11 protein-coding genes and 1 tRNA gene are annotated in these 21,630 nt (G+C 54.9%); 5 read left to right on the top strand and 7 right to left on the bottom strand.

Annotated elements, in window-relative coordinates:
* Positions 1 to 36: 36 nt before the first annotated feature.
* The 3 genes from H6F46_RS09065 (at position 37) to ribD (ending at position 5,182) form a co-directional block, all read left to right on the top strand.
* Complete coding sequence (locus tag H6F46_RS09065) at positions 37 to 3,087, top strand: type ISP restriction/modification enzyme (RefSeq protein ID WP_190354521.1); 3,051 nt, start codon at positions 37 to 39, stop codon at positions 3,085 to 3,087.
* A gap of 76 nt (positions 3,088 to 3,163) precedes the next feature.
* Positions 3,164 to 3,919, top strand: a complete 756-nt coding sequence (locus H6F46_RS09060; protein ID WP_190354284.1) for a Uma2 family endonuclease — start codon at positions 3,164 to 3,166, stop codon at positions 3,917 to 3,919.
* Positions 3,920 to 4,033: 114 nt separating this feature from the next.
* Positions 4,034 to 5,182, top strand: coding sequence for a bifunctional diaminohydroxyphosphoribosylaminopyrimidine deaminase/5-amino-6-(5-phosphoribosylamino)uracil reductase RibD (gene ribD / locus H6F46_RS09055; RefSeq protein WP_099532422.1), 1,149 nt, complete (start codon positions 4,034 to 4,036; stop codon positions 5,180 to 5,182).
* Here the strand turns inward: ribD and H6F46_RS09050 are convergent.
* The 5 genes from H6F46_RS09050 to H6F46_RS09030 form a co-directional block, all read right to left on the bottom strand.
* Positions 5,179 to 5,430 carry a hypothetical protein gene (locus H6F46_RS09050; RefSeq protein WP_099532386.1) on the bottom strand — a complete coding sequence of 84 codons (252 nt, stop codon included), beginning with the start codon at positions 5,428 to 5,430 and terminating at the stop codon, positions 5,179 to 5,181. The two genes, ribD and H6F46_RS09050, sit on opposite strands and share 4 nt — an antisense overlap.
* A 231-nt stretch (positions 5,431 to 5,661) precedes the next feature.
* The gene (locus tag H6F46_RS09045; RefSeq protein ID WP_190354286.1) at positions 5,662 to 6,516 is read right to left on the bottom strand and encodes a PEP-CTERM sorting domain-containing protein; all 855 of its coding nucleotides are present in this window, start codon (positions 6,514 to 6,516) and stop codon (positions 5,662 to 5,664) included.
* Between the two features lie 769 nt (positions 6,517 to 7,285).
* A tRNA-Gly gene (locus H6F46_RS09040) sits at positions 7,286 to 7,357 on the bottom strand.
* 180 nt (positions 7,358 to 7,537) lie between these two features.
* Positions 7,538 to 8,167, bottom strand: coding sequence for a hypothetical protein (locus H6F46_RS09035; RefSeq protein ID WP_190354288.1), 630 nt, complete (start codon positions 8,165 to 8,167; stop codon positions 7,538 to 7,540).
* Between the two features lie 44 nt (positions 8,168 to 8,211).
* The gene (locus H6F46_RS09030) at positions 8,212 to 9,729 is read right to left on the bottom strand and encodes a peptidoglycan-binding protein (protein ID WP_190354290.1); all 1,518 of its coding nucleotides are present in this window, start codon (positions 9,727 to 9,729) and stop codon (positions 8,212 to 8,214) included.
* Positions 9,730 to 10,015: 286 nt separating this feature from the next.
* Here H6F46_RS09030 and mutS point away from each other — a divergent pair, with 286 nt between their 5' ends.
* Both mutS and H6F46_RS09020 read left to right on the top strand, forming a co-directional pair.
* Positions 10,016 to 12,967, top strand: coding sequence for a DNA mismatch repair protein MutS (gene mutS, locus H6F46_RS09025; protein WP_190354292.1), 2,952 nt, complete (start codon positions 10,016 to 10,018; stop codon positions 12,965 to 12,967).
* Positions 12,968 to 13,936: 969 nt separating this feature from the next.
* Positions 13,937 to 16,438 (top strand): bifunctional diguanylate cyclase/phosphodiesterase, encoded by a 2,502-nt coding sequence (locus H6F46_RS09020; RefSeq protein ID WP_190354294.1) that lies wholly within the window; start codon positions 13,937 to 13,939, stop codon positions 16,436 to 16,438.
* Positions 16,439 to 16,491: 53 nt separating this feature from the next.
* On the opposite strand, the gene H6F46_RS09015 is transcribed toward H6F46_RS09020, so the two are convergent.
* Together H6F46_RS09015 and H6F46_RS19825 are read right to left on the bottom strand one after the other, a co-directional pair.
* Positions 16,492 to 20,181, bottom strand: coding sequence for a DNA methyltransferase (locus H6F46_RS09015; RefSeq protein WP_347278294.1), 3,690 nt, complete (start codon positions 20,179 to 20,181; stop codon positions 16,492 to 16,494).
* Positions 20,182 to 20,279: 98 nt separating this feature from the next.
* A complete protein-coding gene (locus H6F46_RS19825) occupies positions 20,280 to 21,623 on the bottom strand; it encodes an ATP-binding protein (protein ID WP_190354298.1) in 1,344 nt (447 codons plus the stop codon).
* Positions 21,624 to 21,630: the final 7 nt, after the last annotated feature.

The following is a 21,630-nucleotide window of genomic DNA, read 5'->3' as shown; positions in this document are numbered from 1 at the left end:
GGTGGGATGTCCGCATTTTGGCTGGGAGATTGGGATATGTCGCGCTTGCTGATCGATCGCTACTATGCCGATTTGGCCGATTGCAAGCAATATGGCGGGCAGCTCAACGAAAGTAATCTGCGAAAATCCTTTGCCAATTTGTTAGATGGCTATTGCCGGCCTCGCAACTATCGATTGGTGGAAGAAGTTGCGACCCGCACAACCCGAGGCAACATCATCAAGTTTGATGGGGTGGTGAAAAATGCCCTGCGCTTCGATTTGGGCTATTGGGAAGCAAAAGACACCAAGGACGATCTCGATCGGGAAATTGCGGCCAAATTTGAAAAGGGTTATCCCGACGACAATATTTTATTTGAGAACACCGAAACGGCGGTTCTGATTCAAAGCGGTGAGGAAGCGTTTCGGATTGAATTGGCGGATGCGGCGGCGTTGGATCGTTGCCTCAATCAGTTTTTGGACTACGAGCGGCCGGAGGTGAAGGGATTCCGGCAGGCGATCGAGAAGTTTCGGGAGGATTTGCCGCAAATTGTGGAGGTGTTGCGGGAAACGATCGCCCAGGAAGAAACCAGCAATCAGCGATTTTTGGAGTTGCGCGATCGGTTTTGGGAAACTTGCAAAACGTCGATTAATCCGCAAATTACGCTGTTTGATGTGCAGGAAATTTTGATTCAGCATATTTTGTCTGAGGATATTTTCCTGAATGTGTTTAATGACGCGCAATTTCACCGGGATAACAACATTGCGCGGCAAGTGCAATCGGTGGTGGATACGTTTTTTACGGGTGGGTTGCGGCGAAATGTGCTGAAGTCGATCGATCACTATTACGGGGTGATTCGGCAGCAGTCGGCGGCGATCGCAGATCATCACGAGAAGCAAGAGTTTCTGAAGTCGGTTTACGAAAATTTCTACAAGGCCTATAACCCGAAGGCGGCTGATCGGCTGGGGATTGTCTACACGCCGTCGGAAATTGTGAAGTTCATGATCCAGGGGACGGATTACCTGCTGGATAAACATTTCAATCGGCTGTTGTCGGATGTGGGGGTGAAGGTTCTTGATCCGGCGACGGGGACGGGGACGTTTATCACGGAATTGATTGAGCATTTACCGAAGCGATCGCTTGCCCAGAAGTATCGGGAGGATTTGTTTTGCAATGAGGTGGCGATTTTGCCGTACTACATTGCGAATTTGAATATTGAATATTGCTATCAGCAGAAGATGGGGAATTATGAGGAGTTCAACAATATTTGCTTTTTGGATACGTTGGATCATGCGGGGTTGAAGGAGGAGCAAAAGGATCTGTTTTCGATTTCGGTGGAGAACTCGGAACGGATTCGGCGGCAAAATGCGGAAGATTTGACGGTGATTATTGGCAATCCGCCCTATAACGCTTGGCAGGAAAATTTTAATCTCCGTAATCCGAATCGTCCTTACAGGGAAATTGATAAGCGGGTTAAGGAAAGCTATATCAAAAAAGGAACAGCCCAAAATCAAATCGCTGTTTACGATATGTATGTGCGGTTTTATCGCTGGGCGGCTGATCGGTTGCGTGGTCAGGGAATCATTTCGTTTATTACGAATCGATCATTCATTAACTCTCGGGCTTTTGATGGCGTTCGGAAGTGCTTTTTTGAGGAATTTGACTATATTTACTTGCTGGATTTAGGGGGTGATGTGCGCGAAAATCCGAAGCTTTCGGGTACAACGCACAATGTGTTTGGAATTCAAGCGGGCGTGGCGATCGCCTTTTGTGTGAAGTTGCCAGTTGAACCGGGCGAAAAGCGCAATTGCCGAATTTTCTACATCGATCAGCCAGAAATGGCGACGGCGAAGGAAAAGCTGCGATTTTTGGCTGAAAGCTCACTGGAATTGTTGGCAAAGTCCGAGATGGTGCGGATTAGACCCGATGCGAAACAAAACTGGATTAATCAGACGGACAACGATTTTGATCAGTTGTTGCCGCTGGTTGATAAGGAAGTAAAGGCGGGCCGGGGTGATCGAGCAATCTTTCGTCTGTTTTCACGAGGTGTTGCAACCCAGCGAGATGAGTGGGTTTATGACTTCTCGCGTGAAAGCCTTGAGCAGAAAGTCAAGTATATGATCGCCGCCTATCAAGAGCGCCTAAAAACTGGCAAGCACCGCGAGTCTCTTGATATCAAGTGGGATCGTGAAACCGAGAAATATCTAGCAAATCGAGTCACTAAAAGCTTTTGCAAATTATCAATAAGAAAATCCCTTTATCGTTATTTTTGTGCCGAGTATCTGTACTTTGATAAACACTTCAATGGCATGACTTATCAAACTTTTGCTCTATATCCCAACTCAGAGTCTAAAAATTACCTAATTGGATTTATGGGACAGCCAGAAGGCAAACCATTTTCGGTAATTGGAACCAATTTGATACCCGACTTAAACTGCATAAGTCCAGCCTCGGGTGGTACACAATGCCTGCCGCTTTATTCCTACAATCGCGACGGCAATCGCAGCGAAAACATCACCGATTGGGCGCTGCAACAATTCCGCGAAAACTATCAGGATTCACAGATTCAACGGCTCGATATTTTTCATTACACCTACGCCGTTTTGCACCATCCCGCCTATCGGCAAAAATACGAAATCAACCTCAAACGCGACTTTCCCCGACTGCCCCTCTATGCAGACTTTTGGCAATGGGCAAATTGGGGTCGCGACCTGATGGATTGGCATATTAATTACGAGGCGATCGAACCCTATCCCCTCGATCGCACCGACATTCCCCCCGACGAAAAAGCCAACTCACCCAAACTGAAAGCCGACAAAACCAAGGGAACCATTCAAATCGATCGACTCACCACCCTCAGCAACATTCCCCCGATCGCCTGGGACTACAAACTCGGCAACCGCAGCGCGATCGAATGGGTCTTAGATCAACACAAAGAAAAGACCCCCAAAGACCCCACCATTCGCGAACTGTTTAATACTTATCGCTTTGCCGACTACAAAGAACGGGCGATCGATTTGATTCAGCGCGTCTGTACCGTTAGCATCAAAACTATGGAAATCGTGCAACAAATGCCCGCTGAATCGGTGCATCAGCCGCGAGTTTCCTGAGGCTCCAGCCAAACCGCATGGGCATAATGGGAGCCATGGCCCAAACCGCAACCGCAACACCCGCGAGGCCCACCCCATGATTGCTCAACTCGATCCGCAAACTCCTCCAGCGGTGATTTATCCCGACAGCGACGGCCAACCGATGGCAGACAACACCCAACAATTTCGCTGGATTACGGTCATTCAAGGCAACCTGGATTGGATTTTTGCCCAGAATGATCAAGTGTTTGTGGCCGGCGACCTGCTTTGGTATCCCGTGGAAGGCGACAACAAAACCCGCCAAGCGCCCGATGTGATGGTGGTGTTTGGGGTGGCTAAGGGCGATCGGGGTTCCTATAGGCAATGGCACGAAGGAAACATCGCCCCGCAGGTGGTTTTTGAGATTTTGTCGCCCGGCAATCGATTAGCAGAGATGCTGAAAAAACAGGTGTTTTACGATCGCCACGGAGTCGAGGAATATTACATCTATGACCCCGATCGCCATGAACTCAGCGGATTTTTGCGCGGGGCAGCACCGACACCCTGGCTGACCCCGATCGAGTCCATGGAAAATTGGGTGAGTCCGCGCTTGGGCATCCGCTTTGAATTCACCGAAACTGGCCTGAATCTGTTTCAGCCCAACGGTCAGCCCTTTTTGACCTATGCGGAATTGGGCGAGCAACTGGTGAACGAGCGATCGCGCGCCGAAGCCGCCATCCAACAGGCAGAACAGGAGCGCCAACGGGCCGAGGAGGAGCGCCAACGGGCAGAACAGGAGCGCCAACGGGCCGATCGCCTGGCGGAACAGTTACGCGCCCTGGGCATCGATCCCGATCGGCCAGTGGACGGGTAAGGCACTTCAGAACAGAATCGGGCCATTTTGGGGGGTGGATGGGCCTCTGCCTATACCATTTGGTTGAAAGAATCGCGGATTTGATCGCGATCGCCCTTGCTCCTGTCTCGTCCTATGTCTGAGTTTGTCGCCGTCGATGCCCCCGCTGCCACCGAGTTCGATCGGGCAATGATGCGCCGTTGTTTAGCGTTGGCGCGTCAGGCCCTGGGGCGCACGGCCCCAAACCCAATGGTGGGTAGCGTGATTGTGCAGGGTACGGAAGTGGTGGGAGAAGGGTTCCATCCCGGCGCGGGCCAGCCCCATGCGGAGGTGTTTGCCTTGCGGGCCGCGGGCGATCGGGCGCGGGGAGCCACCGTGTATGTCAGCCTTGAACCCTGCAATCACTACGGCCGCACGCCGCCCTGTTCCAAGGCGCTGGTGGAAGCGGGCGTGGCCAAGGTGGTGATTGGAACGGTGGATCCGAACCCCCAGGTGGCGGGCCAAGGGATTGCCACGTTGAATGCGGCGGGTATTGAAACCCTGGTGGGGGTGGAACGGGCCGCGTGCGATCGGCTGAATGAGCCGTTTTTTTATCGAATTCAGCAGGGTCGGCCCCTGGGCATTTTGAAATATGCCATGACCCTGGATGGCAAAATTGCCACCACCCACGGCCACAGCGCTTGGGTGACCGATGAACGGGCCCGGGCGGAGGTGCATCACCTGCGGGCCGGTTGCGATGCGGTGATTGTGGGGGGCAACACGGTGCGGCGAGATAACCCCAAGCTCACCAGCCACGGCCTGGAAAGTCACGATCCGCTGCGGGTGGTGATGACCCGGCGGCTGGAGTTGCCCCAAACCACGGCGGATGGTCGAATTTTGCACCTGTGGGAGCCGTCGGAAGCGCCAACTTTGGTGTTGACTTTGCCGGGGGCAAATCTGGAGATGCAAGCTTGGCTGCGCGATCGGGGTGTTGAGGTGCAGGAAGTGCCCGACCTGTCGCCGGCCCGGGCGATCGAGGTGCTGAATCAGCGGCAATTTCTATCGGTGTTGTGGGAATGTGGCGGGGCCCTGTCGGCCCAGGCGATCGCCGATGGATCGGTGCAAAAAATCCTGGCGTTTATTGCGCCCAAAATTGTCGGCGGTGTGGCGGCTCCGTCCCCGGTGGGCGATTTGGGGCTGACGCAAATGGGCGACGCGATCGCCCTGGAGCGGGTCACCTGGCGATCAGTGGGCCAAGACTTCGCGATCGAGGGCTACTTGCGTCCCCTCAAAAAAACCGATTAGGGGTGCATCCCTTCCGCCGCCGCCCAACCCAGCAATTCCGCCTCATCCTCGATCGCCACTTCCACATAGGCCTTCAACTGTCCCAGGTTGCCACCCGCCAGGGTCAGCGCCGCCATCAACACTTGCTCCGTGTGGGCTGTGGCGGCCGGGTCTTGGGGATAGTTCACCAAAATTCCCAGCACGGTTTCTTGCTGTTCGATCGGGAACTGGGCTTTGACGTAATCTCGAATCGCTGGGGGCAACAACATCGCAATCCTCCCGATCGTTCCCGATCGCTGAATGTGAACTCAAACCAACTCCCGCGCCCTCGCTCAAGGCTGGCTAGTTTCAGGGTAGCGAATCCCGATCGGCCTGTTTCCCACTGAATAACCTCGCCTACAAACAAGCCCCCGAAATCCGCTCAGGATCTCAGGGGTTTCAACTATTAGCTAGACAGAACTGGTTTCAGAACTGGGTTTCACCCATCCAGGCGATCGGGTCTAGTCGCGGCGGCGCTTCATGGTGCGCAGCGCAGCACCCAAAGCCACCAAGCCCATAACGCTCACAGGTTCCGGCACAGACTTCGGAGTGGGTTCCGGGGTCGGCTCAGGAGTAGGAGTCGGGGTCGGAGTGGGTTCCGGCGTAGGCTCGGGAGTGGGAGTGGGTTCCGGGGTCGGCTCAGGAGTCGGCTCAGGAGTGGGAGTCGGGGTCGGAGTGGGTTCCGGCGTAGGCTCAGGAGTCGGCTCGGGGGTCGGCTCAGGAGTGGGAGTCGGTTCCGGGGTCGGCTCAGGAGTCGGGGTCGGAGTCGGAGTGGGTTCCGGCGTAGGCTCAGGAGTCGGAGTCGGAGTGGGAGTGGGTTCCGGCGTAGGCTCAGGAGTCGGAGTGGGAGTCGGGGTTGGAGTGGGAGTCGGGGTTGGGGTCGGGGTCGGAGCGGGAGTCGGGGTGGCAATCACGAAGGACTCACTGCCGCCGTTGGCAAATCCTTGAACGTGGAAACCAATGTCAAACGCACCGGCCGTGATCGCGTCAATCAGGCTATTGAAAGTTTTGCCCGTATTGAGGCTAAACAGAAACTCAACCCACTCACCCGGGTTTACGCCGCTGGGCTGCACAGGCGCCTTGGCTTTGAAGTTGAAATCTTCATCAAATTTGACCGTGTTGCCGCCGGGCAAGTTGCCGCCACTGTCCAACGAGTCAAAATTAACACCAGCACCGGAGTCGTTGATGCCGACACCCGAGGTCTTCAGGAAGCGCGAGCTATCCACATCATCAAAATAAATCTGAGTGATTGAGGATGCCGCCGGGCCCTTGTTGCTGAACTTGAACAGCACTTTATCGCTGCCGCTAGCAGTCACATCAAGGGACAGTTGGCTCTCACCTGAGAGGGCATTGACTGCACTATTACCAGTGATATTTGTAAAGTTAAAAGTAACAGCATGAGCGCTGGCGGCAGACAGTGCTGAAGCGACGACTGCAACCGCAGCGGAGCCAACTGCACGACCCCAAAAGCTAACTAGATTGGTAGTTTGTCGTTCCATTGTCATTGACCGGCAAGGGTAGAGTAGGAGGAGTGAAGGGCTTGGTAGGTGCGGTGGAATTGACTGGCGCAATTCAAACCCAGTGCTTTATCTAAGTGAAGATGCAATGACTAACTTGAATTGCTAGTTCGACATCAGGAGCTTTTGCCGAAAACACATCTCTTCTGGGTATATAGCTAACGATATTCGATCTGTTTGGGCTATTCAAGACACTTGAACGGCTCTTCATGGAAACTTCAATTAATTTTCTTTTTAAGTATCTTTTTTGACTTAATTAATCAATTTCTCTACGGAGATCGTTAATTTTATACCTGAACTCTAATCCATGATTGGGTGATTTGAGCTATAGCCACAAAACTACGATCCAGCGCTGGATATGATCTTGGGGCATTGCTGAGTATCCCTGAAGCGATCGCGCTGTTTGTGTCTGTCGTGGAATACCTGGCCCGAGCTGGCAACTGAAGGGGGCGGGGGTTGTGTTTTTGCCGACGATCGCGATCGGGATCGAAACCAATGCACCAAGAAAGTGCGCAAAACAAAAGCGACCAATCAGATTTCTCTAATCAGTCGCTTTTTGTTTTTAAAGAGCGGGTGACGCGATTCGAACGCGCGACATTCACCTTGGCAAGGTGACGCTCTACCACTGAGCTACACCCGCTTGCGTTTGACGCTTTAGTAGAATGCCAAGAGTTTTTTGATTTGTCAAGGGTTTCAGAAAAATTTTTCTAGGAATTTTCTAGAAAGTATTCAAAAAGTCTTCAAGAGGATTCTGGGGCTGTTCCTGGGGACTGTTCTGGGATGTGTTGCTTTGAGCGGTTGGCTGCGGGCGATCGCTCCGTCAAGATCCGGACGATTGGGCCGGCTGCCGGGGGGCTGGGGGATAGAGCAGCAGGCTGAGGCCAACGCCCCGAATTAGCCCCACGATCGCCCCGCTCAGGAGGCCATTCAGCAGGGTGTAGCTCGCGGGGACAATTGCGCCATCGAGCCAGTCCAGGCTCATGGCCCCAAAAACCAACATGGGGAAAAGGTTCACGAACCAGGCCAGGGCACAGATCAAAATCCAGCGGTTGGGGTGTTGCACGCGCGATCGCAGGACGGGGGCTTGGAAGGCTCCTTGGATGGCGGCGGCGATCGGGAAGGCCGCTAGCAGAATTGAGAAATTGCCCGATGGCAACCGCTGCCCCAACCAGACCATCAGACCACCGACCGATAAACCCACCCAAAGGCCGATCGCGCTGGCCTTGGCCCAGGCTTTGCCCCGGCGCAGGTGCGATCGCAGCACGAAGCCTTGGGCCAGCCCCACAAAGGGCGCACCCAGCAAGGGCCCCAACCAGGGCAGCCAAGGGAACTGGGGCCAAGAGGCCAGGTGATGTTGCCCAAAGCCAACGGTTCCGGCCACGAGGCTGCTAACGATAGTCCATTCCAGCCAGAGGGGCAGAGGGCGAGGCCGGGGGTCAGGGAGTTGCATAGGAAGGTGGAGAGGGGATGAGCCGATCGCGTGGGAGCGCCACCTCAAAGCAGGCCCATGGCCCGTTGGGTGGTTAGGTCAGCAATGCCGGTGGGGCTGAGTCGTCGCGATCGCTGGAAGTTGATGACGGCCTGGGCGGTGAGGTTGTCATAGACTCCGTTTACCCGATCGAACCCCAAGAGACCAAGGGCAGCCAGGCGCTGTTGCAGGGCCGTGACGCGCACCCCTCGATCGCCCGGCATCAACCATCGATCATCGCTGCGGGCACTGGGCGATCGCTGGGCCAGGGGGCTGGTGTTGGGAACGGCTCGCGGGGCGGCGGCGGGCCGAGGCGATTGGAAGGCAGGGACGGCGCGGGCTGGTGTTGCCGAGTTGGGGCCAGGGCTGGCTTGGCTGCCGCTGGAGGCCCCAAACAGGGCCCTGAGGGTGGCGGGGCTGGCTTGGCCCGTGGCGGGGAGTTGGCGCGATTGCTGGAAGGCGGTGACGGCCGCTTGGGTGATGTCGCCATAGAATCCGGTGCTGCGGGCTTTGAGGAATCCCAAGGCTCGCAACTGATCTTGCAGGGCCTTGACCCGATCGCCGCTGTCCCCAGGTTTCAAGGCTTGGTAATCGGGATTGAGGGGCCGCATGGACGGGCGATCGGGTGGGTTGACCGGGGTGGCCGGTTGGGTTGGGGTGGGCTGGGTCGATCGCTGGCTGACTGCTTGGCGATCGGCGGGTTGCCTATTGGTCGATCGGGCATTGGTCGATCGGGGATTCGCCGGTTGGGCCGCCAGACGGGTTTCGATCGCCCGCAGGGTTTCCGGCGTTGCCCGGCCCGTGGCGGTCAACCCCGCCGCCTGTTGGAAAGCTCGCACCGCCCGGCTGGTGATTGGCCCATAGAACCCCGTGGGCGTGGTTGCAAAAAAGCCCAACTGGCGCAAGCGGGTTTGCAGTTGCCGAACGGCGGCGCTCCGTTGGCCGGGCCCCAGTCCATTGCTGGCTGTGGCCGGTTGGCTGGAAATCGGGCGGTTGGGCTGGGTTGGCGTGCCTTGGCCGCTGTCGGTTCCGGCTCGATCGCGCAGGGCCTGCATGGTGGCCAAGTCCACATGACCGGTGGTTGACAGGTTCAGGGATTGCTGAAACCGTTCCAGGGCTTGGCGAGTGGGGCTGTCGAAATTGCCAGTGGGTTCGGCGGCCAAAAAGCCCAACCGATTCAGGAGCCATTGCAATTCCCTGGTGCTGGGGCCCCGATCGCCCGGTTGCAGATTCGCCACCAAGGTTAAATCAGCCCCCGTGGCTTCCAGGAGCGATCGCTTCGTCACAATATCCACCGCCCCCTTGGTATAGAGACCCCGCGATCGCTGAAAGGCTTCTAGGGCAGCGGCCGTGGCGTTATCAAACTGGCCATTAAGGGGGCCGCCGTAATTACCCAGGGTTTTCAGTTGTCGTTGCAAGCGCACCACGCTGGGGCCCGCATCACCCGATCGCTGGCTGGCCGACAGGGCCCAAGCGGGCGCACCGCCCAAGACCACAACCCCGATCGCTGTTGCCACACAACTTCGCTCGATCGCTCGGCCCATGGTGGTGTCCTCCTGCTTGCTGATGCTGATGGTTAGGGGCTGGCTGTTGTTTGAACCGTGACTTGGAGCCGTTCCTGTGAATGCCTACTTTTGAAGGCTACTTTGGATCGTTGCCTCATCCCGAAGGCTGAGTCCAAGGGCTGGTTCAACGGAGCCAAGCTTGTCCTGGCCATGCTAGCTCAGGCGATCGACCGGTTTGCAGGGCCAGCGCTCTGGGCGGGCTGAAGCCCCCACGACCAACCATTGCCCGATACTATGAAAGACTCCGAAAGACTCCTTTGGCCATATGAGTGCCTCTGCCACGCCGCGCGAGATTCCTAACGCTGACTATCGGCTGCTGAACCGCGATCAGCTCACGCCGATGATGCAGCACTATGTCTCGGTCAAAGAACAACATCCCCAAGCCCTGTTGCTCTATCGAGTGGGTGACTTTTTCGAGACTTTTTTCCAGGATGCTTGCACGATCGCGGAAGTGCTGGAGTTGGTGCTGACTTCCAAGGAGGGCGGCAAAGATATTGGGCGCGTACCCATGGCCGGTGTACCGCACCACGCGATCGAGCGCTATGCGGCGCAACTGGTGGAAAAGGGCTATGCGGTGGCCCTCTGTGACCAAACCCAGGATGCTGCCGAAGCTCAGGGGTTGGTGCGGCGGGAGGTGACCCGAATTCTCACGCCGGGGACGGTGCTCGAAGAGGGCATGTTGGCGGCCCGCAAAAATAACTTTTTGGCGGCGATCGTGCTGGAGCGTCGCCATTGGGGCTTGGCCTATGCGGACATTTCCACCGGGGAATTTTGGGCCACCCAAGGGGAAGAGCCAGAACCCTTGGTGCAAGAGCTGTTGCGCTTGAGTCCGTCGGAAGTGTTAGTGCCGGTGAATGCGCTGGATCTGGTGGGGCTGTTGCGGCCGGGCGAGAGTCGATCGCACCTGAAGGGGCGGGACTTTCCCGATTGGTTACCCGGCCAGTTTTGCTATGCCCTGCGGCCCCAATCGCGGTTTGGGCTGGCGGAAGCAAGGCAACAGTTGCTCGATCGCTTCCGGCTGCGATCGCTCGAAGGGGTGGGCTGCGATCGCCGGCCCTTGGCGGCCCGGGCGGCGGGCGGGCTGTTGACCTATCTCACGGAAACCCATCCCAGCTCCGAAGACCAAACCCGCGAAATTCCGCTGCAACTGCTCAAAACCTACGAAATTACAGACTATTTAATTCTGGATTACCAAACCCGCCGGAATTTGGAAATTGTCCAAACCGTGCGTGATGGAACCCTGACCGGATCGCTACTGTGGGCGCTCGATCGCACCGTAACGGCCATGGGCGGTCGGGCCCTGCGTCGTTGGTTGCTGCAACCCCTGCTGGATTTGGATGGAATTCGGGCCCGCCAAGGGGCGATCGGGGAACTGATTGACCAGCCCGACTTGCGCCAGGATCTGCAACGGCTGCTGCGGGAAATGTATGACCTGGAGCGGTTGGCGGGGCGGGCCGGCGCGGGCACGGCCAACGCCCGGGATTTGGTGGCTTTGGCGGATTCCTTGGGTCGGTTGCCGGAACTGGCCCAAGTGGTGGGCGGGGGCCGATCGCCCTATTTCCGTGTGTTGCAACAAGTGCCGCCGTCCCTGGAGCAACTGGGCGATCGCCTACGCAGCCATTTGGTTGATGAGCCGCCCCTGTCGGTCACCGAAGGCGGCCTTGTTCGGGATGGCGTAAGCCATGCCTTGGACACCATGCGCCAACAATCGGCGGGCGATCGGGACTGGCTGGCCAACTTGGAGGCGATCGAGCGGCAACGCACCGGCATCAATACCCTAAAAGTGGGCTACAACAAAACCTTTGGCTACTTCATTGGCGTGTCCCGGGCCAAGGCGGATCTCGTGCCCGAGGACTATATCCGCAAGCAAACCCTCGTGAACGAAGAGCGCTACATCACCCCGGAGCTGAAGGAGCGGGAAGCGCGAATTTTGTCGGCCCGCGAAGACCTGAACCGGTTGGAATACGAGATTTTCTGTGAGTTGCGATCAGCTACGGGGGAGCTGGCGGATCAAATTCGCAAGGTGGCCCTGGCGGTGGCGGCGATCGATGTGTTGACCAACTTTGCCGAACTGGCGATCGCCCGGGGCTATTGCCGACCCGTGATTGATCAAGGCCGCACGATCGAGATTCGGCAGGGTCGCCACCCGGTGGTTGAACAATCCTTACCGGAAGGGTTCTTTGTGCCCAACTCGACCCAGTTGGGGTATGAACGATCGGGCGATCGGGCGGGGAGCCAGTCCGGTTCGCTGGTGGCTGCTTCCTTCGATGCATCGATTGACGAATCAATCGATGTATCAATTAATACCCGACCGGATTCGGTCGATCGTGACTTTGATCAACACTTTGATCAACCGTTTGATCGCTCAAAAAATCCACCCCTTAGTTCAGACCTTAATCCAGCCCTTGATCCGGCTGGCCATGCCACTTTTGATCCATCCCTTGCGCCCTCGCCTGGGTCATCGGCCAATCAGCCTCAGGCCGATTTACCCAACGGGCCCCATTTGCCCGATTTAGTGGTGCTCACGGGGCCCAACGCCAGCGGCAAGAGTTGCTATTTGCGGCAAGTGGGCCTCATTCAGCTCATGGCCCAGGTGGGATCCTACGTGCCAGCCCAGGCGGCCCATTTGGGAATTTGCGATCGAATCTTTACCCGGGTGGGGGCGGTGGATGACTTGGCCACCGGGCAATCGACCTTCATGGTGGAAATGAACGAAACGGCCAATATTCTCAACCACGCCACCGATCGATCCCTGGTCTTGCTCGATGAAATTGGGCGCGGAACGGCCACCTTTGATGGCCTGGCGATCGCCTGGTCGGTGGCGGAATATTTGGCCAGCGAACTGCACGCGCGATCGATCTTTGCTACCCACTACCACGAGCTAAACGAACTGGCCACCCTGTTAGACAACGTGGCTAACTACCAAGTGGCCGTCAAAGAATTGCCCGATCGCATTGTGTTTTTGCATCAGGTGCAACCGGGCGGGGCTGATCGCTCCTACGGCATCGAAGCGGCCCGCCTGGCTGGGTTGCCCCCCAGCACGATCGCCCGGGCCCGCGAAATCATGGCCCAAATTGAAAAACACTCGAAAATCGCCGTAGGCCTGCGCAAAACCGCTCAAGCTAGCTCTCGTGCTCACGCAAAGCCCCCCAATGAATCTCATGCCGCCTCAGCGCAGCCCATTGCTCAATTAGACATTTTTGGGAGTGAAAGTTAGGGGTGCGGGTTGTGGCCAGGTTTTGACTACTGGATTGACTTCTGGGTTGATGTCGGGATTGATTTTCAGGCTAATTGCTGAGTTGAATTGGGGCTGGCTTTTGGATGAAGTGTTGCGCCGGCCTGGCCGCCAGCTTTTGGGGGGCTAACGGTTGGTGGCTCGTTTTTTAGACTGAACCAGGCGCGATCATCAGTCCACTATTCAAAGACTTCAATGTGATCCTCCCATCGTTCCACTCAATTCAGACGAATTCTGTCACCGCAATCCTGAAAAGTTTCGCCAAATCCAGCGCACCCCATCAATACCGAATTAGCATCGATCGGGACTAATGCGGAGATCGATCGCCTTAACCGACCCAGGAGATAGTTTTGGCTTCTGTTCAGGCATTGACCCACCTCAGATCAATCCCTATGCTCAAAAAGATCACAAGAAATTTGGCAGCCGATCACACAGCGACAGAGGCTCCCTTGACAGGATAGAGGGGAACCCCCGTTCATCCTCAAAAGCAATCGACAAATGGCAGATCGATCGGCTAAAGATAAGACAGCAACGCGCCAAGGCTGAAGCCGTTGCCAGCAAAGCGAACCGGTTCTACGGTTGCCCATCTACCCTTGCTGAAAGTGTATCTATTTCCTTGGGATCTCATCGGAATGCCTCGCTCCGTGAAGTTTCGGACGCGCCCTTGCGGTTGATCGCTGTTGATTTCGGCAGTTTTCCCAAGATTTCTTGGGTTATCTCCGTACTTTTCCGTACTTTGTCGAATCGGTTGGCTAGGATTTGGACAGGTCTAAACCCCCTGACCCAAAATTGGCTGTGGAATCTGGATCTGCGGCCCACCCACAAAGGGCGGATAGCCTGCTGTTTGGTGTGGGGATAGGGATTAGACTCAATCGCCCCGCTACCGGTCTTGAAGGTGATCAGGGTCTCTAGGTTGGTCTACGTCTCCTAGCTCACTATCTTTGCGGATCCATGACGGAAGCGTTTAATCCCCTTCGCACTAGTTCAATCTTGACTCCGCCACCCCTGCAACTACTGGATCAACTGACTTCGCCCATTTGGGTGATTGATCTGTTCGCCATGCGGCTCCACTGGGCCAATCGATCGGGGAGCGAACTCTGGAGCCGATCGAGCCTGCGGGCTTGGGTGAAACATGCCCAGCATGGCCGCCACGAACAAGTGCGGATGCGCCTAGAGCGAATTCAGCAGGCCCTCAGCAAGCGGCAGACCTGGACAGAACATTGGACGTTTTATCGCCAAGGGGAGCTGGTGTCGCTGCCCTGTCTTTGTTCGCGGTTGACTTTGCCGGATCACGGGGAACCCCTGCTGCTGATTGAGGGGCTAGACGAACGGTTGGAACCCACCTTAGCCAAGGCCCTGCGCCTGGCGGAACAGGACTTGGAACAGCGGGATGCGACGGCGCTGGCGGTGGGGGAAGCCATGCGCTGTTTGATGCTGTTGCCCGATGGCGATCGCGCCATTACCCAAACCCTACAGATGCTGGGCAGCATGACCCAGGCCGATCGAGCCTATGTGTTTCGGAACCATCCCCACCCGGTCACGGGCGAGCTGCTCACCAGCCAGCGTTGGGAATGGACTCGCGCCGGCCTGACGCTGCAAATGGAGCATTTGGAGCTGCAAAACATTGCCTACAAAGATTTAGACCCCAGTTGGCATGAATACCTCAGCACCGATCGGGTGTTGAATTTCCGGCTGCAAGATTTGCCCGCCAACTATGCCTATCGCAGCTTTTGGCATGGGCAGACGGTTCATGGGGTTTTGATGTTGCCCATGATCTTGCAAGGGGAATTTTGGGGGTTCTTGGGGTTCGATCGCTGCCGAACCGATCGGCTCTGGACGGATGCGGAATGCAACCTGCTGCGGTTGGCGGCTGCGGGTATTGGCTGTACCATCTTGCGCCACCAAAGCGATGTGAAGCTGGCCAGCTTCAACATGCAAATTGAGAGCCTGGTGGAACAGCGCACCCTGAAGCTGCGGGCGGCGGTGCAACAACTGCAACAGGAAATTCAGGAGCGGGAACGGGCCGAATCGCAATTGCGCTACAACGCCCTGCACGATCGGCTCACCGGGTTGCCCAACCGCACCTTTTTGATGGAAGAGTTGGCCAAAACCATCCGCCTGATGCAAGTGACGGAGCAAGGGGGCTTTGCGATCCTGTTTGTGGATATTGATCGCTTCAAGGTGATCAACGACAGCCTGGGCCATCAAGCGGGGGATGAACTCTTGGTGGCGATCGCCCACCGATTGCGGCGCTGCTTGCGGCCCACCGACTCGATCGCCCGGTTGGATGGCGATGAATTTGCCATTTTGCTGCAAGACGTGACCACCCGGGCCCAGGCGGAACAGGTGGCCGAATCGATCCATCGTTCTTTGGCGCGGCCGGTGACCTTGGGCAGCCAAGAAATTTTCACCAGCGTCAGCATTGGCATTGCCCTGGGATCTCGGGAATATGACTGTGCGGAGCTGCTGTTGCGGGATGCGGATATTTTCATGCGCCGGGCCAAGGCCATGCGATCGCGCCATGAGGTGTTCGATCGGGCCGTTCACCAACAGGTGCTCACCACCCTGCGCCTAGAACATGACCTGCGCCGGGCGATCGCTCAAATTGAGGACATGGGCATTGATCGAGCCGGCCACCCGGAAGTGCCCATGCCCTTCAGCTTGCGCTATCAACCGATCGCCGAGGCCCGCACGGGCGAAATTCAGTGTTTTGAGGCCCTGTTGCGCTGGCATCACCCGGAATTGGGGCCCATTTCCCCCGATCGGTTCATTGCGATCGCTGAAGAAACGGGCCTGATCATTACCCTCGGCCTGTGGACGCTCTATCGCGCCTGCTATCAGCTTCGGGAGTGGCAACAACTTTTCCCGCAACTGGGCCATTTGCAAATTGCCGTTAATCTTTCCGCCAAGCAATTTTCCCGCCTTGACCTGATGGAGCAAATTGATCAGGTTTTGCATCGCACCGGCATCAATCCCGGAACCCTGAAGCTGGAGCTGACGGAAACCACCATCGCCGACAATTCCGATCTGGCAGCCGCCACCATGTATGAGCTGCGATCGCGCCAGATCGTCCTTTGTCTCGATGACTTTGGCACGGGCTACTCTTCCCTCAGCTATCTGCATCGGTTCCCGTTGGATGTGCTCAAAATCGATCAGTCCTTCATTTCCCAACTGGGCGGGCGCGACAACACCCAAGCGATCGTCCGCGCCATCATCACTCTGGCGGAACAGTTGGGCATGGACACGATCGCTGAGGGGGTGGAAACCGCTGAGCAACTGGTCTGGCTGGCCAACCTGGGTTGCACCTACATCCAAGGCTATTGGCTGGCCCAGCCGCTTCAGGCCAGTGCCGCCACCCAACTGCTGGAGCAGCACGATCCTCGCCTAATTGCGGATTTGGAATCTAACCTGCAAGAGAGCGATCGCCCGTTCAATTTACTGGCCCGCTCCTAGTGCGGTCGATCGAGCAGCGCGAAAAATCTTGAGCTGAAGATGATCGCTAATCGCTAGGCGATCGCCTGGAGGCTGGCATCATACCAGCGTTGTTCGCCGTTGTCTTTGTAGGACAGCAACAGCCCCGCGCCTTCGAGGGCTTCGAGTGCCTTCTCGATTTTCTCTAATTTGGCTGTGGTATTTCTGCCGCTGAATCGGCTGGTGGCGCGATCGATTGTCCATTCGCCCCCTTCGGCGCGAACCAGATCGCGGACGGCGGCGACGCGCTCTTTGAATTCCTTGGGCAGGGCGATCGGCTTGACACCGGTTGTGACGGGTTCGGTGGATGCGATCGCGATCGGGAGGTCGGTTTGTTGGCCGGTGGGGGCGGCTTGGCTGGGGGCTTGGTAGTCGGGCCGCAGCCAGCGAATGTGGCCGTTGCGTTCTTCTTCGGCGCGTTCGGCGTTGAGTTTCACGAGCCGTTCCAAAATCTGTTCATCGAGGCTGTTGGTCGGTTGCTCTGGTAGGGGCGCACCGCTGTGCGCCCGTTCCCATTGCGGGATCAGATCGTCCCAACCGTAGGCGCGGAAGACGGCGCGATCGAGGTCGTCGTGAATTTGTTTGAGGGTGGAAACGAGGGCGCGTTGATTAAATTCGCGGTCTTTGTCGGTGAGGGGTTGACCGGCGCGGATTTTTTCGAGCAGGTTATACATCCCGGTGATCGTGATGTCGGGGTGGTTGGCCTGCACGGTTTTGCGATGGGCATCGAGGCGATCGCCCAGTTCGCGAATTTCTTGTTTTAGGCGATCGTCTGGATCGGGAAATGGAAACGGATCAAAGCAGACAGTTTTGTTATAGCGCGGGTCATTTCCAACACCCAATCGCCCACCGGCTGCTAATGCCCAAGTAACATGGATTTTGCTGGAAAGAACACCTAAGAAGTAAGCATCTTCTAGGGCGATCACAACAATTTGTTGGTCTGGTATAACCTCAGAACCAAGAAAGATAAAAACTCGATGCTTGCTGGTTTGAACTGTTGCAATATATGTCTGTAGTTCTTGAATGGCACGTCGTAATTCTAGCCGAGGTCGCTCAAATCCCCACCATTTTATTTTGATCTTCTCATCTCTCTCAACAACTCGCTTAGGATATACTCTTTCAAGAAGCCATTGATAAATCGTGGGATAATCAGTCTGAAGACTTTTTTCATTTATTTCATCACAATCAATGATGTAAACTTCGCGACTTTTACGAGTCAAATCACTGCCATTCATGTATGGCTTTATGATTGTAATTTCATTTTCTGGAAAAAAGTTAATTGAATCTTGTTCTATCGTAAAACCTGATCCATACGGCTTAATTCCAGGACAGCAAATTCTTGAATTAGACTCAAGCAATGTGGCAGAAGATACTCCAATATATTGACTCAGATCATCCGAAATTTCTAAAACCTTAGTAGACTGAATTTCAATACTTTCTGCTTCAGATTCCGGACTAGAACCTATACCCTCATTTATTACATTCGATATAGTGCAAGTCCTGTTGGCTTCCATTTTTGAACAGCCAGCACTCATCGATATTCTTACTGCTGCACCTTCACTACTCCAAGGGTGATCAGGAATTGCAAAAAATAATTTGATCCCATGTTTGTTATTTAGATGAAGGTCAATGACCTTTCGTTGTCGAGACTGCCTAATAGTATTAGTTGTAATCAATCCAAAACTATATAGATTATGTTTTTCTATGCACTGAGCGGAGCGATGCCACCAGTACATAACATAATCGAGAGTATCAGGTAGTGCTGCATAGGTTTGACTTAACGCTTCAACGTAGCCATCCCCAAAAGTATCCCGCATATCACGATTACCCAAAAATGGCGGATTGGAGACGATGTAATCAGCCGCTGGCCATTCGGCAGGACGCGGATTTAGATAGCGATAAATTACTTTTTGATCACTCGGATCAGGAACCGCCTTACCCGTTACCGGATGAATCATCGTGCGCCCACCCCAGCGAGTCCGCACCTGCCCCGTTTTCGGGTCAATATCCGGCTCCACCCCGTCATAGGCCAACACCGCATCGCGATTTTCAATTTTGTTAAATGCCCGCAACACCGGCTGGTTCGGCGGCAGATCTCCAAACCGTCGAAAATGCCATTGCAAATAGCCAATCCAAACAACAAGATTCGCGATTGCTACTGCCCTCGGGTTAATTTCAATCCCTAGGAATTGGCTCGGATTAATTTGCCCAAAATCCAATCGCAACTGATCCCGTCCCGACACCTCTGCCAGCCGCGCCAACACCTCCGACTCCAACTCCTTCATCAAATTCATCGTCACATACAAGAAATTTCCCGTCCCACAAGCCGGATCAAGAATCTTAATTTTTTGCAATTCTTTCAGGAAATTTTCTAATTTCAAAATAGCCCGATCTCGCTGAGCTTTTCTGGGGCTAGAATTTGTAATTTGTTGCTGCTCAGGCTGAATAGTATTCTGCGAACTACTAAATTGAGTCTTGTCAAGCGAATTATTGTCTTCTGGATCACCAATAGTTGTCTTTATGGATCCCCAAAGCATGAACGAGCCTGTTACTTCGGCTCGCATTTCCGAAAGGGTCTGATCAACTTCGATTTGCACTAGCCGCCACCGCTCCCGTAACGGCTCTAACACCACCGGCCGCACCAACCGTTCCACATAGGCACGCGGCGTATAATGTGCCCCCAACTTGCTGCGCTCTTTCTGATCTAATGCCCGTTCCAACAACGTCCCAAAAATTGCCGGTTCCACCTGTCGCCAATCGCGTTTCGCCGCCCGCAACAAAACCGCCAACTGCTCCCCATTCAGCGGAATAGCCGAATTATCCTCAAACAAACCACCGTTGAATTGCAGCAATTCGCCATAATCCCAAAAGGGCTTCCCCTCATTCATCGCCGCCCAAAGGGCCTCAATTCCGGCTTGAAACTTGTGCGGATGGGGTTGCCAACGCTGCTCCAGATTCTCCGTGAAAATTGGGTCTTTTCTGACGATTTCACCATTTTTTGCAGACAGTAACCCCACATCCTCCGCAAACATCGTAAAAATACAGCGCATCAAGAAATCCGCCACCAATTTTGGCTCATGTCCTGCCGCTTCCAATGACTTCGCTAACTCCGCCAAATCCGCCGCCACTTCCCGCGTCACCTGCGCCGCGATCTTCTCAGGATTTTGCTTTTGTGGATCGGTAAAAATATCAAAAAATAATTCCCGAATCTCCGGCTTCACCAAATCCGCAAAGGGAATTTCTTGGCGCGCATCATAGCTGCCATAGTCCAACTCGGAAGCCGCCCCAAAATCCGACCAAATTTGGAAGCTCTCGCCAATGTCGCAAGTAATTAGAAACGGTGGACGATTTTTGAACGTTCGCGCATAGGCAACCGCCTGGTTAAAGGCCCCCTGCATCGCCTTGCGATAGGTTTCCGTGCCGCGCTTGGCCGTGCCAACTTTGCCGCCACTCGTGCCGCCCTGTTTCGCTTCCAAAATGAAGCAATTTTCTTTATAGAGATCAATAAATCCCGCGCTCTTTTTGCCGCTGGGGTGATAGATCGCCACATCCCGATCGAAACAATAGGGATCGCCCGCGATCGCCCCCTTCGGATCGGGCCGCGCCACCCCCAACAAGTCACACCATTCACTCAAAAAAAGCTGATAATTTCCCCGCTCATTGCCGCTTGACGCTTGCCACCGCTGAATGAAGGAATGAATGGCTGAAGGAGCAGGCTCAGGCATGGCGCAATGGGCTGGAGAGCGCGTCGATCTTGGGTGAGGTTCCTATTGTAACCCTAACTTCTGCCTCCTGCCCTGGCCATCCTGACTGACGCTCGGGGCTAAGTGGATTGCCCTTCTTGCTTCAGGGGCATCACGATCGTAAACGTCGATCCTGCACCCGGCACAGAGCTAAACCGAAGCTGACCCTGGTGTTGCTCCGTCACAATTTGATAGCTAATCGACATTCCCAGCCCCGTGCCTTTGCCAACCGGCTTCGTCGTGAAAAAGGGATTAAAAATTTGCGATTGGATGCTGTTCGGCATCCCCACCCCATTATCGGTAATTTGAATTTGCACCCGATCGCCCCGCAAAAGGCGCGTTTGAATTTCAATACAACCCTTAAATTGACCCCTAGCTGATGAATCAGGGTTCGTAGCGCCCAGCGGATCAGTCTGATATTTTTCAGTAATTGCCTCGATCGCATTGGCAATCAAATTCATAAAGACCTGATTTAAATTGCTGGCATAGCATTCTACTGCCGGTAAATCGCCATAGTCACACTTCACCTGAATTTCCGGGTGGTCAGGTGCAGCCTTCATCCGATGTTGCAAAATCGCCAAGGTGCTGTCAATACCTTCATGGATGTTGACCGGTTTATAACAAGCTTCATCCATTCGCGAAAAGTTGCGCAAAGAAAGGATAATTTGGCGAATTCGCTCGGTTCCTAAATTCATGGAAGATAGGATTTTAGGCAAATCGTCCTGAATAAATTCAAAATCTGATTCTGCATCTAAATCAGTGATCATTTGCACCAATTCAGGACGGTTGGAACAAGGACTAGATTGGGCCCAAGCTCGCATCTTTTCTGTCCAACCTAACAGCAACTCCACATGACTTTGCACATGTTTGAGGTTGCCATGGATAAAATTCACCGGATTATTAATTTCATGGGCCATTCCGGCCACCAACTGGCCTAAGGAAGACATTTTCTCGCTTTGCACCATCCAAAGCTGGGCTTTTTTCAGCTCATCCAAGGTGGCTTCCAGTTCGATCGTCCGTTGGCGCAATTGATCTTCGGCGCGTTCCCGTTCCTGCATTTCTCGCTGCAAACGGGTCACAACCAATTGCAAATCTTGAGTGCGTTTGGTGACCTGTCGTTCCAAATCTTCATTTGCCGCTTGCAGGGCCTTTTCGGTTTGGTGTCGTTCGATCGCCACACGGGCCAAATAGGTCGCCTTAATCAGCAATTTGCGATCGTGGGGATGGGGGCGGTGGGGAAAGGGGTTATACATGGCAAAGGTTCCCAACACCTGACCTTCACAGGACAAAATGGGCGTGGACCAACAAGCCCGCAAGCCAAAGCCGATCGCCAAATCCCGAAATTCAGCCCACAACGGATCGATCGCAATATCTTCAACAATTACGGAAGCTTTGTGATAGGCAGCCGTGCCGCAGGATCCCACCGCAGGC

The sequence above is a fragment of the Limnothrix sp. FACHB-1083 genome (genome assembly GCF_014696485.1).
Lineage (GTDB): Bacteria > Cyanobacteriota > Cyanobacteriia > CACIAM-69d > CACIAM-69d > CACIAM-69d.
This window is presented reverse-complemented; position numbering and strand designations above follow the sequence as displayed.